The 17,639-nt window shown below is 55.8% G+C and carries 16 protein-coding genes; 5 read left to right on the top strand and 11 right to left on the bottom strand.

What is annotated here, in order from left to right; genetic code table 11:
• Positions 1-13: 13 nt before the first annotated feature.
• The 5 genes from ACJJID_RS13425 to ACJJID_RS13405 all read left to right on the top strand — a co-directional run bounded on the left by ACJJID_RS13425 (position 14) and on the right by ACJJID_RS13405 (position 4,681).
• Positions 14-214: a hypothetical protein gene (locus tag ACJJID_RS13425; RefSeq protein ID WP_444919922.1), complete on the top strand. Its 201-nt coding sequence runs from the start codon at positions 14-16 to the stop codon at positions 212-214.
• Positions 215-239: 25 nt separating this feature from the next.
• Complete coding sequence (pnp, locus tag ACJJID_RS13420; protein ID WP_444919921.1) at positions 240-2,363, top strand: polyribonucleotide nucleotidyltransferase; 2,124 nt, start codon at positions 240-242, stop codon at positions 2,361-2,363.
• Positions 2,364-2,502: 139 nt separating this feature from the next.
• Positions 2,503-3,153, top strand: coding sequence for a hypothetical protein (locus ACJJID_RS13415; RefSeq protein ID WP_444919920.1), 651 nt, complete (start codon positions 2,503-2,505; stop codon positions 3,151-3,153).
• A complete protein-coding gene (locus ACJJID_RS13410; RefSeq protein ID WP_444919919.1) occupies positions 3,146-3,556 on the top strand; it encodes a GFA family protein in 411 nt (136 codons plus the stop codon). Before ACJJID_RS13415 ends, ACJJID_RS13410 begins: the two co-directional genes overlap by 8 nt.
• Before the next feature lie 156 nt (positions 3,557-3,712).
• Entirely contained in the window at positions 3,713-4,681 is a 969-nt protein-coding gene (locus ACJJID_RS13405) for a zinc transporter ZntB (RefSeq protein WP_444919918.1), read from the top strand.
• A 50-nt stretch (positions 4,682-4,731) separates the two neighbouring features.
• On the opposite strand, the gene ACJJID_RS13400 is transcribed toward ACJJID_RS13405, so the two are convergent.
• The 11 genes from ACJJID_RS13400 to dksA all read right to left on the bottom strand — a co-directional run bounded on the left by ACJJID_RS13400 (position 4,732) and on the right by dksA (position 17,581).
• Positions 4,732-5,769, bottom strand: coding sequence for an endonuclease/exonuclease/phosphatase family protein (locus ACJJID_RS13400; RefSeq protein ID WP_444919917.1), 1,038 nt, complete (start codon positions 5,767-5,769; stop codon positions 4,732-4,734).
• 452 nt (positions 5,770-6,221) lie between these two features.
• Positions 6,222-7,022 (bottom strand): acyl-CoA thioesterase, encoded by an 801-nt coding sequence (locus tag ACJJID_RS13395; protein WP_444919916.1) that lies wholly within the window; start codon positions 7,020-7,022, stop codon positions 6,222-6,224.
• Positions 7,023-7,113: 91 nt separating this feature from the next.
• Positions 7,114-7,926: a 3-methyl-2-oxobutanoate hydroxymethyltransferase gene (gene panB, locus ACJJID_RS13390; protein WP_152454727.1), complete on the bottom strand. Its 813-nt coding sequence runs from the start codon at positions 7,924-7,926 to the stop codon at positions 7,114-7,116.
• Between the two features lie 5 nt (positions 7,927-7,931).
• Positions 7,932-8,618: a deoxynucleoside kinase gene (locus ACJJID_RS13385; protein WP_152456425.1), complete on the bottom strand. Its 687-nt coding sequence runs from the start codon at positions 8,616-8,618 to the stop codon at positions 7,932-7,934.
• A gap of 107 nt (positions 8,619-8,725) precedes the next feature.
• Positions 8,726-9,202: a 2-amino-4-hydroxy-6-hydroxymethyldihydropteridine diphosphokinase gene (gene folK, locus ACJJID_RS13380; protein WP_444919915.1), complete on the bottom strand. Its 477-nt coding sequence runs from the start codon at positions 9,200-9,202 to the stop codon at positions 8,726-8,728.
• Positions 9,202-10,581, bottom strand: coding sequence for a polynucleotide adenylyltransferase PcnB (gene pcnB / locus ACJJID_RS13375; RefSeq protein ID WP_444919914.1), 1,380 nt, complete (start codon positions 10,579-10,581; stop codon positions 9,202-9,204). Before pcnB ends, folK begins: the two co-directional genes overlap by 1 nt.
• A gap of 867 nt (positions 10,582-11,448) precedes the next feature.
• Positions 11,449-12,840, bottom strand: a complete 1,392-nt coding sequence (locus ACJJID_RS13370; RefSeq protein ID WP_444919913.1) for a sigma-54-dependent transcriptional regulator — start codon at positions 12,838-12,840, stop codon at positions 11,449-11,451.
• A gap of 127 nt (positions 12,841-12,967) precedes the next feature.
• Positions 12,968-15,928 carry an ATP-binding protein gene (locus tag ACJJID_RS13365; RefSeq protein ID WP_444919912.1) on the bottom strand — a complete coding sequence of 987 codons (2,961 nt, stop codon included), beginning with the start codon at positions 15,926-15,928 and terminating at the stop codon, positions 12,968-12,970.
• Positions 15,918-16,094: a hypothetical protein gene (locus ACJJID_RS13360; protein WP_169337099.1), complete on the bottom strand. Its 177-nt coding sequence runs from the start codon at positions 16,092-16,094 to the stop codon at positions 15,918-15,920. The genes ACJJID_RS13365 and ACJJID_RS13360 overlap by 11 nt, the downstream gene beginning before the upstream one ends.
• A gap of 89 nt (positions 16,095-16,183) precedes the next feature.
• On the bottom strand, positions 16,184-17,065 hold the full coding sequence (gluQRS, locus tag ACJJID_RS13355; RefSeq protein WP_444919911.1) for a tRNA glutamyl-Q(34) synthetase GluQRS: 882 nt from the start codon (positions 17,063-17,065) through the stop codon (positions 16,184-16,186).
• Between the two features lie 78 nt (positions 17,066-17,143).
• Positions 17,144-17,581, bottom strand: coding sequence for an RNA polymerase-binding protein DksA (gene dksA / locus ACJJID_RS13350; RefSeq protein WP_152454721.1), 438 nt, complete (start codon positions 17,579-17,581; stop codon positions 17,144-17,146).
• Positions 17,582-17,639: the final 58 nt, after the last annotated feature.

Genomic DNA, 17,639 nt, shown 5'->3' with positions numbered 1-17,639 from the left:
GCATTCTTTTTTAATGCTTGCTGAAAAGTGGCCTTGCTGTCATTTTTCAGAAGTTGCACTGCACAGGCCAGCGGAAAAGAACCCGACCTGGATGTGCAGTGTTTGCACCGGCCACCCCTGGTCGGTGGCGGCACATCCCCGTGCCGCCCTGGGAGAGGCGTTTGGATTTCTCCCCCGGGCAACCACTGTAGGGGTTACTGGAATGGGCCAGTAACCGTAAGGAAATAGGAAAAAAACTAGTGAATCCAGTAAGCAAAACCTTCCAGTACGGACAACACCAAGTCACCATCGAAACCGGCCGCATCGCACGTCAGGCGACGGGCTCCGCTCTGGTTACCATGGGTGAGACCGTTGTTCTGTGTACCGTTGTCGGTGCCAAGGAAGCCAAGCCCGATCAAGGCTTCTTCCCGCTGTCCGTGCACTATCAGGAAAAAGCCTACGCGGCTGGCAAAATTCCCGGTGGCTTCTTCAAGCGTGAAGGCCGCCCGTCTGAAAAAGAAACTCTGACTTCCCGTCTGATCGATCGCCCGATCCGTCCTCTTTTCCCCAACGGCTTTATGAATGAAGTACAGGTAATGTGTACTGTACTTTCTGCCGAGAAGGACATGGACCCGGATATCGCTGCCATGATCGGTACCTCCGCAGCATTGTCTGTTTCCGGTATTCCCTTCGCAGGCCCCATCGGCGCCGCACGTGTGGGTTACACCCAGCAAGACGGTTACCTGCTGAACCCGGGCTACCAGGCTCTGAAGACCTCCGAGCTGGACATGGTAGTAGCCGGCACCAAAGACGCCGTACTGATGGTGGAATCCGAAGCGCAAGAGCTGCCGGAAGACATCATGCTGGGTGCCGTGCTGTATGCGCACCAGGAAATGCAAGCCATCATCAAGGTGTGCGAAGAGCTGAAAGCTGAAGCTGGCAAGCCCCAGTGGGACTGGCAGGCGCCGGCGGAAAACACAGAGCTGAAAACGGCTCTGGAAGGCCAATTCGGCGAGAAGGTTGCCGAAGCCTACCGTATCACCAACAAGCAGGAGCGCAGTACCCGCCTGGCGGAGCTGCGCAGCGAAGCGGCCGAAGCACTCTCCACTGAAGAAATTAGCGCCGAACTGGTAAAAAGCTACTTCGGCAAGCTGGAGAAGAAGCTGGTGCGCGGCGCTGTAGTGCGTGGCGAGCCCCGTATCGACGGCCGCGACAGCAAAACTGTGCGCTCTATCGCTGTGGAAGTTGGCGCTCTGCCCAAGTCCCACGGCTCTGCGCTGTTCACCCGCGGTGAGACCCAGGCCTTGGTAGTGGCTACCCTCGGTTCCACTGGCGATGCACAGATCATCGACGCCCTGGAAGGTGAGCGTAAAGACTACTTTATGCTGCACTACAACTTCCCTCCCTACTCTGTAGGTGAAGCGGGTCGTGTAGGTGCAACTGGTCGTCGCGAAATCGGTCACGGCCGCCTGGCGCGTCGCGGTATCGCGGCAGTTCTGCCGAGCCCGGACAGCTTCCCCTACACCGTACGTGTGGTTTCCGAGATCACTGAGTCCAACGGTTCCAGCTCCATGGCTTCCGTCTGTGGTTCCAGCCTGGCGCTGATGGATGCAGGTGTTCCGCTGAAGGCACCGGTAGCCGGTATCGCTATGGGCCTGGTGAAGGAAGACGAAGGCTATGCGGTTCTGACCGATATCCTCGGTGACGAAGACCACCTCGGCGATATGGACTTCAAAGTAGCGGGTACTGCCTCTGGTGTAACCGCGCTGCAGATGGACATCAAGATCGAAGGTATTACCGAAGAGATCATGGAAACCGCTTTGGAGCAGGCCCTGCACGCGCGTCTGCACATCCTGGCGGAAATGAACAAGGTGATCGATTCCTCGCGCACCACTGTGAACGAGAACGCACCGCGCTACGCGACCCTGAAGATCCATCCGGACAAGATCCGCGACGTGATCGGTAAGGGCGGTGCGACTATCCGTTCCATCACTGAAGAGACCGGCGCCTCCATCGATATCGAAGATGACGGCACTATCAAAGTCTTTGGGGAAGATGGCGAGAGCCTCGAAGCGGCGGTTACCCGTATCGAGGAAATCACCGCAGAAGCCGAGATCGGCGCTATTTATGAGGGCACTGTGGTGCGCATCGTGGACTTCGGTGCATTTGTAAACTTCCTGCCGGGCAAAGATGGTCTGGTGCATATCTCCCAGATCGCGGAAGAGCGCGTAAATGCCGTGACCGATTACCTGAGCGAAGGTGAGAAGGTTAAGGTTAAGGTGCTCGACGTTGACCAGCGCGGACGCATCAAGCTGTCCATTAAGGAAGTAAAGGCTGAGCAAGCCGCTTCCGAAGAGGCGAAACAAGGTTCCGAAGAGGCCTAAACCTCTCGAGCTGATCAAGCCTGAAGAAACCCGGCCAAGTGCCGGGTTTTTTTATGGCTTATATTGGCTGTAGCTAAGAGCACAAAGGCATTTTTGCCGGCGTTTTTTCGGTTAGAATTCTGCGAAAAGAGGGAAAATTTTGCACAATTACTGGCTTCTCGATACGCTCCTCGGACTAACCTGTCTGCTCGTCGCCAACCAGTACTGGTATCTCACCCGCGCGCGCTTTCAATCGGCAGCTCTAATCATCGTGGCCGCTTTGATGATTATGGCCCTGGCCGCCCTGGTGGGAGCCTATCGTTATGGGATCGATCCCGGAGTGACTGATCTGCACCGGGCACTTACGCAGATTTCCGGTTTTGTCTCTTTCCTGTTGATCGGTATAGCCCTCCTATGGGCGCGGCTGGAGCTACCTTGGGGGCAAGATAATCGTACACCGGCGTACCTGGTCCTTGTATTGTTATTGGCAGGAGGGATTGGATTCGCGCAGAGTAGCTGGATGTCCACCCAGACGGTAATTGACCTCTTTTCTACTGTGGGGATTTTATTGTGGCTGTCGGTGGCCTTGCTGGAGTTGATAGCATCGAGGCGCCTCCAGCGAAACCAGGCCCTGATGATTGGTGCGGGTGCGCTGGTAGTGGTGATCAACGGGCTATTTATTGGCACCGGTGCTTCACGACTGCTGGGCCTGGCCCGAACAAATTGGTTCCACCTGCTTCTCGCGCTCTCTGTTTTTTCCCTTTTGTGGGCTCGCCCACTATTCAATCTGGATCGAACCGCTAATGAATAAAATAACCACCAAGCTGCAGGGCGGCTGCCACTGCGGTGCCGTGCGCTTTAGCGCAGTGCATCAACGTCACAATGATGAGCCATTGGTGGCACACGCCTGTAATTGCTCTATGTGCGAGAAGGTTGGCTACCTGCACCTGATTATACCGGCGGCAAACTTTCAGCTGGAGCAGGGTGAGGGGGATCTCAGCTGTTACACCTTTAACAGTGGAGTGGCGAAACACTATTTTTGTCGTCATTGCGGCGTTAAGCCTTTCTACATACCCCGCTCCAATCCCGATGGTTACAGCCTTAATGTGCGTTGCTTTGATAGCGTTCCACCGGAGTTGGAGGTTAAGCCATTCGACGGGCAGAATTGGGAGCAGAATGCTGCGGATTTGGCACACCTGAGCGCCGCAAAGTAATAATCGTTACCTAATAGACCAGTGAATGGTTGATGAGATTCCAAAGAGGCGGTAGGTGGGATATCTATAGGCTTGCGTATCTGCGCCAGTCTTTTTTCAGTTTTTTGAAAGCCGGATTATTGGTGCTTTATCCGCAGCCGGCGAAGGAGTGGGAAAATGCAATCTGGGCTGATTCACGCCTATCTTCTCGATCACCGTGGTGGCGGCAGGGAGCTAAGCTGGACAGAGGTGGCTGACTGGCAACCCGGACAGGGCGTGCTGTGGTTACACATGGATTATACCGATGAGACCGCGGCCCAATGGTTACGTACAGAGAGTGGTTTGGATCGTTTGGTGGTGGAGGCTCTTCTATCAGAGGAGTCCCGTCCCCGCACCACGCCGATAGGCGATAGCTTATTGATTGCTCTGCGTGGAGTGAATCTAAATCCGGCCTCGCAGCCTGAAGATATGGTTTCGATCCGCCTGTGGATAGAGGCAGACCGTATTATCAGCACCCGTAAGCGCCGCTTGTTGTCGGTAGAGGATCTACTCGGACGTCTGCGCGCTGGTCGCGGTCCCAGCGGCCCTTCAAACTTTATCGTCTCCCTGGCGGATTTACTGGTGCGCCGTATGAGCGACACCGTGGATCAGCTCGAAGAGAAAATTGATGAGTTGGAGAGCCTGGCTCTGGATTCTGCTGGTGGTGAACTGCGTTCGGAACTGGCGCATCTGCGCAAGCAGGCTATTACCCTACGGCGTTATTTATCCCCGCAACGGGAAGCCCTATCTGGCATTATGGCTGCAGAAATGCCTTGGTTTCACGAAACCAATATATTGCATTTGCGCGAAGTCAGTGATCGCCTGCAACGGCATATTGAAGATATTGATGTGGTGCGCGAGCGTGCTTCAGTCACCCAGGAGGAGTTATTGAGTTATAACTCCGAGCAGCTGAATAGCCGTATGTATATGTTGTCGGTGGTGGCCGCAGTATTTTTGCCACTCAGTTTTTTGACTGGCTTATTTGGTATCAATGTCGGTGGTATGCCCTGGGCCCAATCGCAAGAGGGTTTTCTAACATTTTGCGCGCTGCTAATTATTGCGCTTGGCGGGCAGATTGCATTTTTCTTTTGGAAAAAGTGGTTGTAGGGCTCCTTCCATATCCCACCATATGCCCTGGAAGGAGCCCTTGAGTGGATTTAGTTTTTAGTCCAGGAGAAATCCACAAAAACTGGATCGTGGTCGCTTAACCCAGAATAGATTGGAGAGCCGATAAAATAATTGGTGACCTCCAGTGTGTAGTTGGGGTTGTTGTTAATCACCACTACATGGTCTGTGTCATTCTGTAGCTCATCGGAACAGGCCTCCAGGCTGGTATCGCTGCCAGTGAGCATATATTGACAGGCGTGCTTGCCGCCGGTTTTTTCGAAGAAGGCCTTCCAGGTTTGGTAATTAACGCCGCGCCAGCCGTCATCATTTTCATCAAATGCCATATTGAAGTCGCCCGCCAAAATAACGGTGGCATTGTTTGAGTGGGAGACAATCATATCGGCGATTTGATCTAGTTGCTTTGCTTTGGCAGTCAGGTCCGCGTCCTTGTGGCCCGCATCCATATGGGTGTTATAGATATGCACATGATAATTTTCAGTCACTTCAACTTTGGCTACGGTAAAGCCTTTCTCGGTATCACAATCATTACCTGAGCATTTATTAAAGGTTTCCTCTTCATAAGTGGCAAAGGAATAGTCGTTATCATTGCGATTGTCCCGGTCAAAAGGAAATTTGGAAAAAGTGAGTAGACCGTTGCCAAAAGAGGTACCACCTCCCTTCCAGTGTTTTGAGCGATAGGGGACAGTATCGTTACTGAGTTTGTCATCATCATCCAGATAATTGGCCTTGGTTTTATTCCAAACCTCCTGCATCAGCCAGAGATCCTTGGGGTCTTCATTGAAAGTGCGAATAATCTGTTTGAAGTCTGACTTACTGTTGCCGCCGATACATTGTAAAAAACCATCCATGTTGTACACCATCATGTCAAAGCTGCCTGAGTTGGCATCTTCAAAACTAGTGTCACCATATTCGTAACCATCCAGATCTTTTGATCCGCTCTCATCCACATCATCGATAAATTCGAACCAGTTGCATGAGGTAATAGCGTCCCAGACATCTTCGAAATCTGCAGCGCTGGCGGGATGGCTGATCAATAGGGCAAGGGAAATACAGATTCTTTTTATCATTTTTTATTCTCCATAGTTTTATCGCTGGTGGGTGCAGGGATCTGAAATAGCAAGCCTCTTATGTTTGGACTTTTTATTTTTGAGGGTGGGATGATGGATAGCGTAGATTACAAATTGAAGTAAGAAAGATTTTTTTTATTTTATTTTTTTAGTAAATGGTGTGAGCTTGCGTGTTTAGCTGGGGATATCAGTCTTTGATGATAGGAAAATTATTTAGCTGTCAGTCAGTTGAGATTATCCTGACTTTTAGCGGGCAAAAGCCGCCGAATTAAGCCCAGGTTATTTCACGTTTCTGTTTTATCCTTTGGTGACTTGGTGGGGTGAGCCGAATGGTAGAGCCATATCCACTGTAATAGGTGGGTATGGCTCTGCGGGTGGATGGGCTAAGGGGTAAAAAATGAGTACTGTGGATATATTTCGATGCTTTGAAAAAAGAGCGGCCGTTATTCTACTCAACCAAAAATAGTTACCATCTGCCGGGATAAAGCGACGAGTCTGCCCCCACTGTCCCAAAGGCGCGCCTGAATCACCGCATAGCCATCTTCCGCTTGCTCCACTTCAGCCAGGTATTGCCACCAATCCGATGCGCTGCGCTTGGGTAGGGGCTCCATGAACTCCACCGTCCAGGTGAGAGAGCTGGCCGGTGCTGGCGCTTTTAGCATCGGTAAAGTGGCTGGAGGCCAAGCGTCGATCAGTGCGAGCAGATGGCTGATACCTACAGTATTTTCACTGCCGTCCTTAAAGCGTACCCAACCGCCCAGTTGCCGCTCCGAGGTGCCACTGAAAGGCATTTGGCCACGGGCAATGCGGTAGTCATATTTTTGAGTGAACTCCGGTACGACACCCTCGATATATGGCAGGGCGATGCATTTCTCCGGTTCGGCAAATTCGGGTGCGGCAGGGGGAACAGCTTTTACGGAGGAGTCCCTGCCGTTGCCAAAACTGCCGAGCGCCGCGAGCATGACTGATTCGCTCTGCAGCAGCTGGCCTTGTGCTTGTGTTACTGAGCGGCCAGCGCGTAATACTTGCGCATTAACGCCTAAGGCACCGGCGCTAACCGGGCCGACAAAGGAGAGGGTGAGCGAGCGCAGGCTGCTTTCCCTTGCTACCTCAGCAACCTCCGTCGCCATTTTTTCGTAGAGCATGGCCGCAACCAAGCCGCCAAAAGTGGCTCGACCCTGGCTCCAGCCTGTGGGGACTGTATTTGCGCCCTGGTTATTGCGCCACTCAAGGAGAAGTTCATCAAAGGTCATAGTGTTACCGCTGGACAGGCGGACGTTGTGCAGTCCGCCGAGGAGATGTCGGGGCCATTTAAGCTGGTGTTAACTGGCCCCAAATAGAAGACTAATTGAAAGTGTGGCTGTCTTCGGGGAATACGCCGAGTTTGACGTCCGCTGCGTACTTACGCAGGGCGCCAGGGATATCGCCGGCTTCCACCAGGAAGTTCTTGGAGAACTTCGGTGGTTGCTCGGTAAGGCCGAGGATATCGTTGATGACCAGAACCTGGGCATCGGTATCGCGCCCCGCGCCGATGCCGATAGTCGGCATAGATACGGACTCGGTAATGCGCTTGGCCAGAGCGCTGGGTACACATTCCAGCACCAAAAGGTCGGCACCGGCCTGATCCAGCAGGATCGCATCTTCCAGCATTTGCTCGGCGTGTTTTTCGTCGCGCCCCTGAACCCGGTAGCCGCCGAGCTTATGAACGGACTGGGGGGTGAGCCCCAAGTGGGCACAGACGGGGATACCGCGGTCTGTGAGCATTTTGACCGTGTCGGCAAGCCAGGCACCACCCTCGATCTTCACCATATGGGCGCCGGCCTGCATGATACGAGTGGCATTTGTGAGCGCTTGCTCCGGTGTGGCGTATGTCATGAATGGCATATCACCCATGATCAGGGATTTTTTATTGCCCCGCGCTACCGCTTCCACGTGGTAGATCATCTGCTCCATAGTGACCGGCACTGTGCTGTCGTAACCCAGCACGGTCATGCCGAGAGAGTCACCCACCAATACGGTTTCTACGCCGGTTTTCTGCGCCATAGCTGCCATGGGCGCATCGTAGAGAGCGACGGTAATAAATTTCTCACCGTTCGCTTTCATCTTGCGCAGGGTTTGCACGGTAACGAGCTTTTCTAATTCTGAGGGTGCATACATAACGGTTAACTTCCCGGGTTGTAGTAATGACGGCCCTTGGTCACTGTGAGCATGTACTCCACCAGTTGCTGGTAATCCTCGGGGCTATCGACAATATCGATATCCTCACTGTTGACAATCAGCAGCGGTGAGCTGTCGTAGAAATGGAAAAATTGGGTGTAGGCATCGTTGAGTGTGGCCAAGTATTCATTGCTGATTGCGCACTCTGCGGGGATGCCTCGATTGCGAATGCGGGTCTGCAGAACTTCCAATGGCGCCTGCAGATAAATCACCAAGTCGGGTTTGGGCGCCTCTAAGGTGAGATGCTGGAACACCTGTTGGTAGAGTGCGAGTTCATCCGCGTCCAGGGTGACCTGGGCAAACAGCTGATCCTTCTCGATAAGGAAGTCCGCCACTCGTACAGGTTCAAACAGATCATCCTGGCGTAGGGCCTGGATCTGTTGGGAGCGCTGCAACAAAAAATGTAACTGGGTTGGGAGTGCGGCGTTCTTGGGATCGCGGTAGAAGCGCTCGAGAAAGGGGTTTTCCTCGGGCAGCTCCAAGAGGGTGTCGTAATTGAAAGTGGTGGCCAGTTTCTTGGCCAGCGTGGTTTTACCCACACCGATATTGCCTTCAACAGCAATGAATTTCGGTGGGGTTCTTTCCGGTTGGTCAAATTCACACAGATTGGTTTCGCTGTTGTCGATAACCACGTGTTTGACTCCTTTGGTTGGGGGTCTTCCCTGATGGGCTGCAGGCGCAAAAATACTATTAAGGGGGGCGGCCAGTCGAGCACTTTTGGCGCTGCACTGTAGGCTGGTTAGATTTTCTCCAGGCGGTTTTGAGGGCAATTCTGCAGCAGCTGTTGCAGTGATTCCCCAGTTGGCAATTGCAGGTTGGGGGCTAGCTCGGCCAGTGGCAGCAGCACGAAGTTGCGCTCTGCCATGCGCGGGTGCGGCACCTGCAGGTGTGCTTCGTCTAACTGGAGCTCGCCGAACAGCAGAATATCCAGGTCGAGGGTTCGTGCTCCCCAGCGCACCGAGCGCTCGCGCCCGTGGGTCTGCTCAATCAACTGGAGCTGGTTAAGTAGCTCGATGGGTTGCAGCGCGCTCTCCAGTTCCGCTACAGCGTTGACATAATCCGGTTGCTCCCCAGGGCCTATAGGGGCACTGTGATAAAAGCTGGAGCAGCGCAGCAGGCGGCTGTGGGGAATTTCTTCGATGGCTTTCAGGGCACCGCGCAGCTGTTTCTGGGGCTCAGCCAGGTTACTGCCGAGCCCGATAAAAACTCTTTCCATTATTCGGCAGCCTTTGGCCTGCGCCGGCGACCGCCGCGGGAGTTGCGGCCACGGCGGTTGCCGCCACCGCTGCGCTGGAGCTTGCGCACCATCTGTTGGCGCTGTTCTTCGTCGGCCTGCTGGAATTCGGTCCACCAGTTGCCCAAGCCGGGCTCGAGCTCACCACACTCTTCGCGCAATAGCAGGAAGTCGTAAGCGGCGCGGAAGCGGGGGTGCTCCATTTGGCGCTGTGCGCGGCTGCCGCCGCGCTGTGGCAGGCGGTGCTGCAGGTCCCAGATTTCGCGCATGGGGATAGAGAAACGCTTGGGAATCGCGGTGTGGGCCAGCTGGTTGCTTGTGATTTTTTGTGCCGCCTGGGCCAATGCCGGTGCCGGCGGCACCCCTTTCTCTATGAGTTTCTTCTGTTCCTCATTCACAGCCGGCCACAACAGGGCCGCGTACAAAAAGGCGGGGGTGACACGCATGTCGGCCTGGATACGCTGATCGGTATTGCGCAGTGCGCGTCGGGTCAGCTCCAGTGCCGCAGGGTTCTTTTCAATCTGGGCGGCGTTATCGGGGAACAGGTGTTGCCACAGATGGTAGCGGCGCAACAACTCGAAAGTGCGCTCGCCCTGGCCGCTCATCAACAGCTTGAGAATCTCATCGAACAGGCGCGCGGGGGCGATATTGCGCAGTAGGGGGGCCAGCTCCTGCAATGGGGCTTCGGTACCGGCTTCAATGGCAAAATCCAGTTTGGCGGCGAAGCGCACCGCGCGTAGCATCCGCACGGGGTCTTCTTTATAGCGTGTGGCCGGTGCGCCAATCATGCGGATAAGACGCTTTTCTATATCCTCCACACCGCCGGTGTAATCGTGGATGGCGAAGCCATCGGTGGTGTAGTAGAGCGCATTCACCGTGAAGTCCCGGCGCACGGCATCACTTTCCAGATCGCCATAGACATTGTCACGCAGCAGCATACCGTGTTCGGACTGCTTGGCTTCGTGCTCTTCGCCATCGTTGTGGTGACCGCGGAAAGTGGTGACCTCAATGACCTCACGGCCGATACGCGCGTGCAGGATTCGAAAACGCCGCCCGACGATGCGTGCACCGCGAAACAGTGTCTTGGCCTGTTCTGGGGTAGCGTCAGTGGCGACATCGAAGTCTTTGGGGTGGCCGCCGAGCATTAGGTCCCGAACACCGCCACCGACAATGTACGCTTGGAAACCCGCCTCTTGTAGGCGCTTCATGACCGTTAGGGCCGCGCGGCTGATGTCCCGGCGGGAGATATTGTGATCGCTGCGGGCGATAATCCTGGGGCCTTTCTTGGCCGGCTTGCGCCAGCGTTTGATACTACTAATCAAATTATTGAGCATACGGCTGTCTGTCTTGACTGCTGCCATCTGTTGGTGACCGAAAATGCCCTGTTGGTGCTGAGGCCACATCTTCGGTGGCGGCAGGCTTCACACCCGCACTTTCCTTGCCCTATAAAAGTTAGGGTAAGTTGTTGCACTACTGGGGCCTCTGAACCTGGGCTGGCCAGGGGCGAAGTCCAAAACAGGGGGCGGCAATGGCATCTGCTGTCAGTGTGGAGGACTCGCTGGCGCGATTCTAACACACGCAAAGCAATGCGCCCGCAATCTGCGGGTGCCGGAAAGTTGGGGAAAAGTTTGGGAATTATTATTACAGGTATGAAGGCAGCGGCTTCCTTGCGCTCTTAATTTGCTATCAAGCAAACACCCTCTCCCAGGTATAAATCAGTCAGTTTGCAACGCGCTTGTTGTTATTTTTATTCTTCTTTCGAATTTATTGTTATTGTTTATTGTTGTTCTTGCGGTTTTGGCCACTCATTGCTTTTGTTATCGGCCGCCCCATTATTTTTATTGTGTTTCGCCCACTTATTTTGAGTAGTTATAGGGCTTTTAACGGTCATTTATTTTTATTGTTGGCCGTTTTTAATTTTTGTACTAAGAGTAAAGCACTTAGTGTGCCAACTTTTAAAAATCTTTATAAATCAATAAGTTACAATCTTTACGAAAATTGATGGAACTTTTCTAAGCGCCATTGCGTTACGTAAGGTGCGGCAACTGTTACTTGAGGTAGGTGTTGGGTAACACTTCCCCTTGTTACCGGAGGTGTACAAGGGGCGCGGGGGCGCCGGCATGCGGGGCACACCGTAGGGGTGGCGTTTTTTGGGATTCAAGTGCCGCAGCGGGGTAGCGCGGCCGGTGGAGGTGATCGGGGGCGACTTAGCCCCCAGAATAAGGTGATCAGACTTCGGCAACGGCGCTGCGGCGGGCCTTCTTGCGGGGAATACCCAGTTTTTGACGTCTTTCCCACAGACATTTGCGGCTAACGCCCAGCTTTTTCGCCAGTTCTGTCTCGCTCATGGTGTCCTGGTGCTCGATAACGAAGCGCGCGAAGTAATCCTCTAGAGACAGGTCTTCGCGAGGATCTGTGTGCAGGCTGCGTGGGCGGGGTTCACCGATGGCTTCTTCCACAGGGACCAAATCCAGGTCGATATCCAGGGTTCTATGATCGATTTCCCGGCTATCGCGGTCGGTGAGGATCACCGCGCGCTGTATAGCGTTCTCCAGTTCACGTACGTTACCGGGCCAGGTGTAGGTGGTGACAGCCTGGACGGCTTCAGGAGAAAGGCGCAACAGGGGCCGCTCAATTTTGGTGCAGAACTTTTCCAGAAGGTGCTCTGCTAGTGCAAGGACATCGCGGCCGCGTTCGCGCAGCGGGGCCAAGGTCATCTGTACCACGTTGATGCGGTAGTAGAGGTCTTCGCGAAATTTGCGTTCAGCGGCGAGTTGGCGCAGGTTGCGGTGGGTGGCGGTAACCAGGCGTACATCGACTTTGTGGGACTCAATAGAGCCGATCGGGCGCACTTCGCCCTCCTGTATCACACGAAGCAGTCGGGCCTGGGCCTCCAGGGGGAGTTCCCCGATTTCATCCAGAAACAGTGTGCCGCCATCTGCGGCGGCAACCAGTCCTTCGCGGGCACTCTGGGCACCGGTAAAGGCGCCTTTTTCGTAACCGAACAATTCAGATTCGATCAATGTCTCGGGAATGGCGGCACAGTTGACGGAGATGAGCGGCTTGCCAGCGCGGCGGCTCTCCTCGTGGATAGCCTTGGCCACCAGTTCCTTACCGGTACCGGTTTCACCGTGTACCAGCACGGTGGCATCTGTGGGGGCCACCTTGTGGATGCGCCCGTAGAGTTCGCGCATAACCTGGCTGTCGCCGATCATCCCGGCGATAGTGCCGGAGTTGCCCTTATCCACAGGAGCTTGAGCGCGGCTCTGCTCGGCCTTGCCGATGACACGGCGAACGGTGGCGAGCATCTCATCGTGGTCGAAGGGCTTGGCGATATAGTCCGCAGCGCCCATACGCATGGAGTCCACCGCGGAGCGCAGACTGGCGTAGCTGGTCATGATCAATACCGGCACTTCACCGGCGTGTTTGAGCAAGTCGGTGCCGGGCGCACCGGGAAGACGCAGATCTGAGATAACCAGGTCGACCTCGTTAACTCGGTATTTACTGAGGGCCTCCCTGACTGAGCCCGCTTCGCTGACCTTGTATCGGTGCCGCTCTAACAGTTTGCGCAGCGCCGTTCGAATAATGGCTTCATCTTCGACGATCAGGATGTGGCTCATATGTTACGCCTGGTTACAAAATGCTCAACAAACGCCTAGTTTTACCCGGCCGCCGTTTCTATGCAACTCAAAAACGGAGAATCGGGTTATTTTTGCCCAATATCTGGCCGGTTTGCCGGCTGGATTCTTAACCCGCCAAGGGCAGCTGCACAGTAAATCTGGCGCCGCGGCCGGTCTCCGGATTAGCCGGGCTCTCTAGTTCCAGCTGTCCCCCGTGCTCCTCGACAATGCTGTACACCATCGCCAGGCCGAGGCCTGTGCCTTCTCCGGGTTCTTTGGTGGTGAAGAAAGGTTCCAGGATGCGCTCGCGGTGCTGGGCCGAGATACCGGGGCCGTCGTCGGTAACAGACACACAGGCGCAGCCCCTGGCCTCGCGGCCTTCAATACGGATGAGACCGCCATCGGGACTGGCGTCGCGGGCGTTGCTGAGCAGGTTGATAAATACCTGGATCAGGCGCTGGTTATCTCCGGGGGCGATTAGATCTGCGGGCACCGCATTTTCGAAACGCACCTCGGTTTTATCCCGCTGCAGGGACAATAGATGTACGGCTTCCTGCACGCAGGCATAGAGGTCCACTGGCGCGCGTTCACTTTCCTGGCTGCCACTGTGGGAAAAATTCACCAGTGAGTGCACGATACGGCTGATGCGCTGGGTCTGGCTGAGGATCTGGTCGGCGGTTTCCAGCACTTCTGGGTTGTCGCAATCGAACTGGAGGTTCTGCGCCAAGCAAGCGATGCCGGTTACCGGGTTGCCCACTTCGTGGGCGACACCGGCGGCAAGACGCCCCACTGAAGCCAGGCGTTCGCTGTGAATCAGCTCCTGTTCCAATATCTGGGTTTCGGTAATGTCCTCGAGCAGTAACATCTGTCCATCACCGCGCTGGTTACGGGCTGGCCCGCTGCGGCTGCGTTTCTGTCGGGTTTTGTGCAGGTTGAGCCAGTGGCTGTTGCCGTCGAGACTGACCTGCTGCTTGAAGCGGCTGGCATCCGTAGACTCGGCGAACTCCGCCAGCAGACTGCGCCAGGGCTCGGCGAGATATTCCAGTTTTGAACCGATCACCTCTACAGCGGCAATACCGGTGAGATCCTGCATGGCGTAATTCCACAGCAGTATCTCGCCGTCGCGCCCGAGAGAGCAGGCGGCCATGGGTAGCTCTTCGAGCATTTGCCGATGGTAGAGGCGCAGGTTGTTCAACTCTGCGGCCAATCCGGTGAGCTGGTGTTTGTAACGCCCCAGGCGGGTCTCAATGAGGTGGATATCCTTGTTGGCCGGCTGATCGCTGTTCTGGAAGGGAAAGTGGCGATCGATAATCTGGCCGGCCAGCACCCGCCCCAGCAACCCCGACAGGTTGGATTCGATACGGTTGCGCAGCTGGCGTAAGGCGTAGGGACGGCGTTCATCATCGGGCAGGTTGAGCTGGCTGAGGGCGCGTTTCACCTCGGTGTTGGCGGTCGCCGCCCCCAGGCTCTCCGCCAGGCGCAGGCGAAAGTCCGCTGCGGACTGCACATCGAGACCCAGACGCAGAGCCTGGGCGATGGTGTCGTCACTGCACAGGTCAGCGGCGTATTGTTCCAGGCTGCTCGTCGAAGTGAACAGCGACAGACTGACGAACAGCAGTATGTTGACGCCGAGCGACAGAGTGGTGATCTGGGTCCAGATGGACATGCCCAAAGGGATCTGCAGAGAAGTACCGGGCAGGGTGATGCCGGTAATCTCAAATACCGATGGCAGCAGCAAGCCGCAACCCCAGATCAGCATCCCAGCCAGAAGCCCGCCGATCAGACCGCGTCGATTGCCCCGCGGCCAGTGAATAACGGCGAAGATACCTGGCAGGAACTGTAGAGAGCCGATAAAAGCCAGCAGGGCCAGATCCGACAGGGATAGGCGATTGTCCAGCAGCAGGTAAAAGGCGAAACCGGCGATAAACAACGCGGCGATTAAAGCACGGCGCAGCCACACCAGCTGGCGGTACATATTGTCTTCAGAATGCCAGCGGGTGCCCGGGAGTAACCAATGGTTCATCACCATGGTGGACAGCGCCAGGGTCATCATAATCAGTGCGCCGGTGGCGGCGGAGAGGCCGCCGATAAAGGCGAGGGTGGTCAGCAGCGCCGAGCCGCTGGCTCGCGGCACCGCCAGCGAAAAGTACTGCACCGGTTCGGCCACATCCAGGGCGAAGCCCGCCCACATTATCGGAAAGATCGGTAGCGCCATCAGCAACAGGAATAGCGGGAATCCCCAGCTGGCGGTGCGCAGGGCCTGGCCGGTGGGCCGCTCGGCAATACTCAGATAAAAGATATGGGGCATGGCCACGGCGGTGGCGATAAAGACCAGCAGCAGCGTATGCGAGGAACCCTGCTCAATGGGGGTGTAGAGCAGCTGTTGCATATCGTTATTTTCCAGCAGCCACTGGTCGAGTCCCGAAAAGCCACCGAATACACCGTAAACCGCATAGCCCCCTACTGCGGTCAGCGCCACCAGCTTAACCAGGGATTCCAATGCCATGGCGCTGGCCAGGCCCTCACCGCGCTCGCGGGTGGCGCCGTACATACTGGTAAACACTGCCAACAGTACGCAATAGAAGAAGGCGATCAGGTTTTTACTGGAGACACCGCTATCCGGCAGCCCAAGCGCAGCGACGCTGTCCCGCGACAGTAGTGCCAGGGTCTCCGATACCGCTTGGATTTGCAGAGCCACCAGCGGCAATAGCGCCAGCAGCATAAACAGGGTGGCCAGGGTGCCCACCTGGCGACTGTGGTAGCGGAATACCAAGAGATCGGCGGGGGAGTAAAGCTGGTAGCGTTGGGCCAGGCGAGCCAGGGGCTCCAGCGCCACCGGCGCGAATAGGAACATGGCACCAGTGCCTAGATAATAGGCAAGCACTCCGTAACCGTATTGCCAGGCGAGGTCGACAATGCCGTAGAAGGTCCACGCGGATAGAGAGACTCCCAGCGAGAGCACATATACCAGAGGATGGCGCACCCAGCGCGAGGGCAGCCAGCCCTTGGAAGTGGCGAAAGCGACAAAGAACAGGGTGGCGATATAGGCGACCCCGATCAGGGCGATATGGGCTATCTCAAAGCTCATTCGACTTGCGCCTCCACTGGATAAAAATCGCCAGCAGGATCAGAACGAACCAGAGAATAAAGGGCCGATACCAGGCGCCAACGGGGTTGATCATCCAGGTAAATATGGTGGGGGAGAACACATAGCCCACCAGCACGAGCAGAATTAGCAGGGTGCGGTTGCTCATAGGTTGTTATGTAAATCCGCGTGGAGGGTGAAAAGGTAAATGGTTGGCCGGGTTTCGGCTGGCGCAAAAATGTTAATTGCCCCCAGCAATCAGTGCAATTGCCGATCGCGCTTATCGACCTGGTGACGCTGCCAGCGCGCCGCAGCCCACTTGAGAATATGTTCCGGTGTCTCTCTCTCCAGATCATCCGCAACATGGAAGCCGAGAAAATCCAATGCGGTGCAGAGGTTGCTGGCGGCCTTGCTGTCGTCAATCGCCGGTGCGTGGTTTTGCTTGCTGAGTTTTTGTACTCCCCCCGGCCCCATGACCAACGGCAGATGGCCAAAGTGCGGCGCTTCGCTGCCGAGCAGGTGAAACAGGCGGATTTGTGCGGCGGTGGTGTCTAGCAGGTCGGCACCACGCACGACATGGGTGATGCCCTGGGCAATATCATCCACCACTACCGCCAATTGATAGGCGTAGAGGCCATCGCGGCGCTTGAGAATGGTGTCTTCGCGTACTGACTGGCTTTGTGTCCCGCGCCAGATATCCTCGAAGCGCTCTTCTCCGCCTGCGCAATGCAGGCGCAGGGCGCAGACACTATCGTTTTTATCCCCTGTACCCCTAGTTCGGCAGGCCAGGTTATCGTGACCACCGTTTTGGCGGATCTGACTGCGTGAACAGTAGCAGACGTACAAGAGTTCCTGCTGGCGCAATCGAAAGAGGGTCTCTTCATAGAGTGAGTGGCGCTTGCTCTGCCATTCAACGGCACCGTGCCAATGCAGTCCATGGGATTCCAGGGTTTTCAGGATGCGCGTGGCTGCGCCGGGTTCCTCGCGGGGGGGATCGAGGTCCTCCATACGCACGAGCCAGTGCCCACCATGCGCGAGGGCGTCCAGATAGCTGCCGAGTGCGCACACCAGCGAGCCGAAATGCAGGGGACCGCTCGGCGAAGGAGCGAAGCGACCGATATAGGGAGTCTTGCTATTCAAGATGGTAGAGGCGGTCCCGTCGACCGCCCTGTCCAGCTGGGCGATCTGGGGTGATCGCCGCAATGCAAAGGGAAAAAATCAGCCGGAAAGCTGTTTTTCCTTGATCTCAGCCAGGGTTTTGCAGTCCACGCACAGGGTTGCAGTGGGGCGCGCTTCAAGGCGGCGGATACCAATATCAACCCCGCAAGCTTCACAGAAACCGTAGTCATCCTGGTCAATCAGTTCCAGGGTGGCGTCGATTTTCTTAATCAGCTTGCGCTCGCGATCACGGGTGCGCAGTTCAAGGCTGAACTCTTCTTCCTGGCTCGCGCGATCGGCGGGGTCGGGGAAGTTTGCGGCCTCGTCTTTCATATGGGAAACGGTGCGGTCCACTTCCGCCATCAGTTCGGCCTTCCAGGCCAACAGCAAGTTGCGGAAATGCTCCTGCTGCTTCTCATTCATGTACTCTTCGCCCTTAGTCTCCTTGTAGGGCTCAAAGCCGTGCAGAGAATCGGTGCTCGCAGCAGTTTTGGGCATAGTCGTTGCCTCTCTTTCTTTACGGACCCCCGATAATGGGGGCGATACCACCAAATTC

This window comes from Microbulbifer sp. CnH-101-G, assembly GCF_052466775.1.
This window is presented reverse-complemented; position numbering and strand designations above follow the sequence as displayed.

Coding starts and splice junctions, on each gene's coding strand:
- ACJJID_RS13425 (WP_444919922.1), top strand. CDS start 14: ATGCTTGCTGAAAAGTGGCCTTGCTGTCATTTTTCAGAAGTTGCACTG.
- ACJJID_RS13410 (WP_444919919.1), top strand. CDS start 3,146: ATGAATAAAATAACCACCAAGCTGCAGGGCGGCTGCCACTGCGGTGCC.
- ACJJID_RS13405 (WP_444919918.1), top strand. CDS start 3,713: ATGCAATCTGGGCTGATTCACGCCTATCTTCTCGATCACCGTGGTGGC.
- ACJJID_RS13400 (WP_444919917.1), bottom strand. CDS start 5,769: ATGATAAAAAGAATCTGTATTTCCCTTGCCCTATTGATCAGCCATCCC.
- ACJJID_RS13395 (WP_444919916.1), bottom strand. CDS start 7,022: ATGACCTTTGATGAACTTCTCCTTGAGTGGCGCAATAACCAGGGCGCA.
- panB (WP_152454727.1), bottom strand. CDS start 7,926: ATGTATGCACCCTCAGAATTAGAAAAGCTCGTTACCGTGCAAACCCTG.
- folK (WP_444919915.1), bottom strand. CDS start 9,202: ATGGAAAGAGTTTTTATCGGGCTCGGCAGTAACCTGGCTGAGCCCCAG.
- pcnB (WP_444919914.1), bottom strand. CDS start 10,581: ATGGCAGCAGTCAAGACAGACAGCCGTATGCTCAATAATTTGATTAGT.
- ACJJID_RS13370 (WP_444919913.1), bottom strand. CDS start 12,840: ATGAGCCACATCCTGATCGTCGAAGATGAAGCCATTATTCGAACGGCG.
- ACJJID_RS13365 (WP_444919912.1), bottom strand. CDS start 15,928: ATGAGCTTTGAGATAGCCCATATCGCCCTGATCGGGGTCGCCTATATC.
- ACJJID_RS13360 (WP_169337099.1), bottom strand. CDS start 16,094: ATGAGCAACCGCACCCTGCTAATTCTGCTCGTGCTGGTGGGCTATGTG.
- dksA (WP_152454721.1), bottom strand. CDS start 17,581: ATGCCCAAAACTGCTGCGAGCACCGATTCTCTGCACGGCTTTGAGCCC.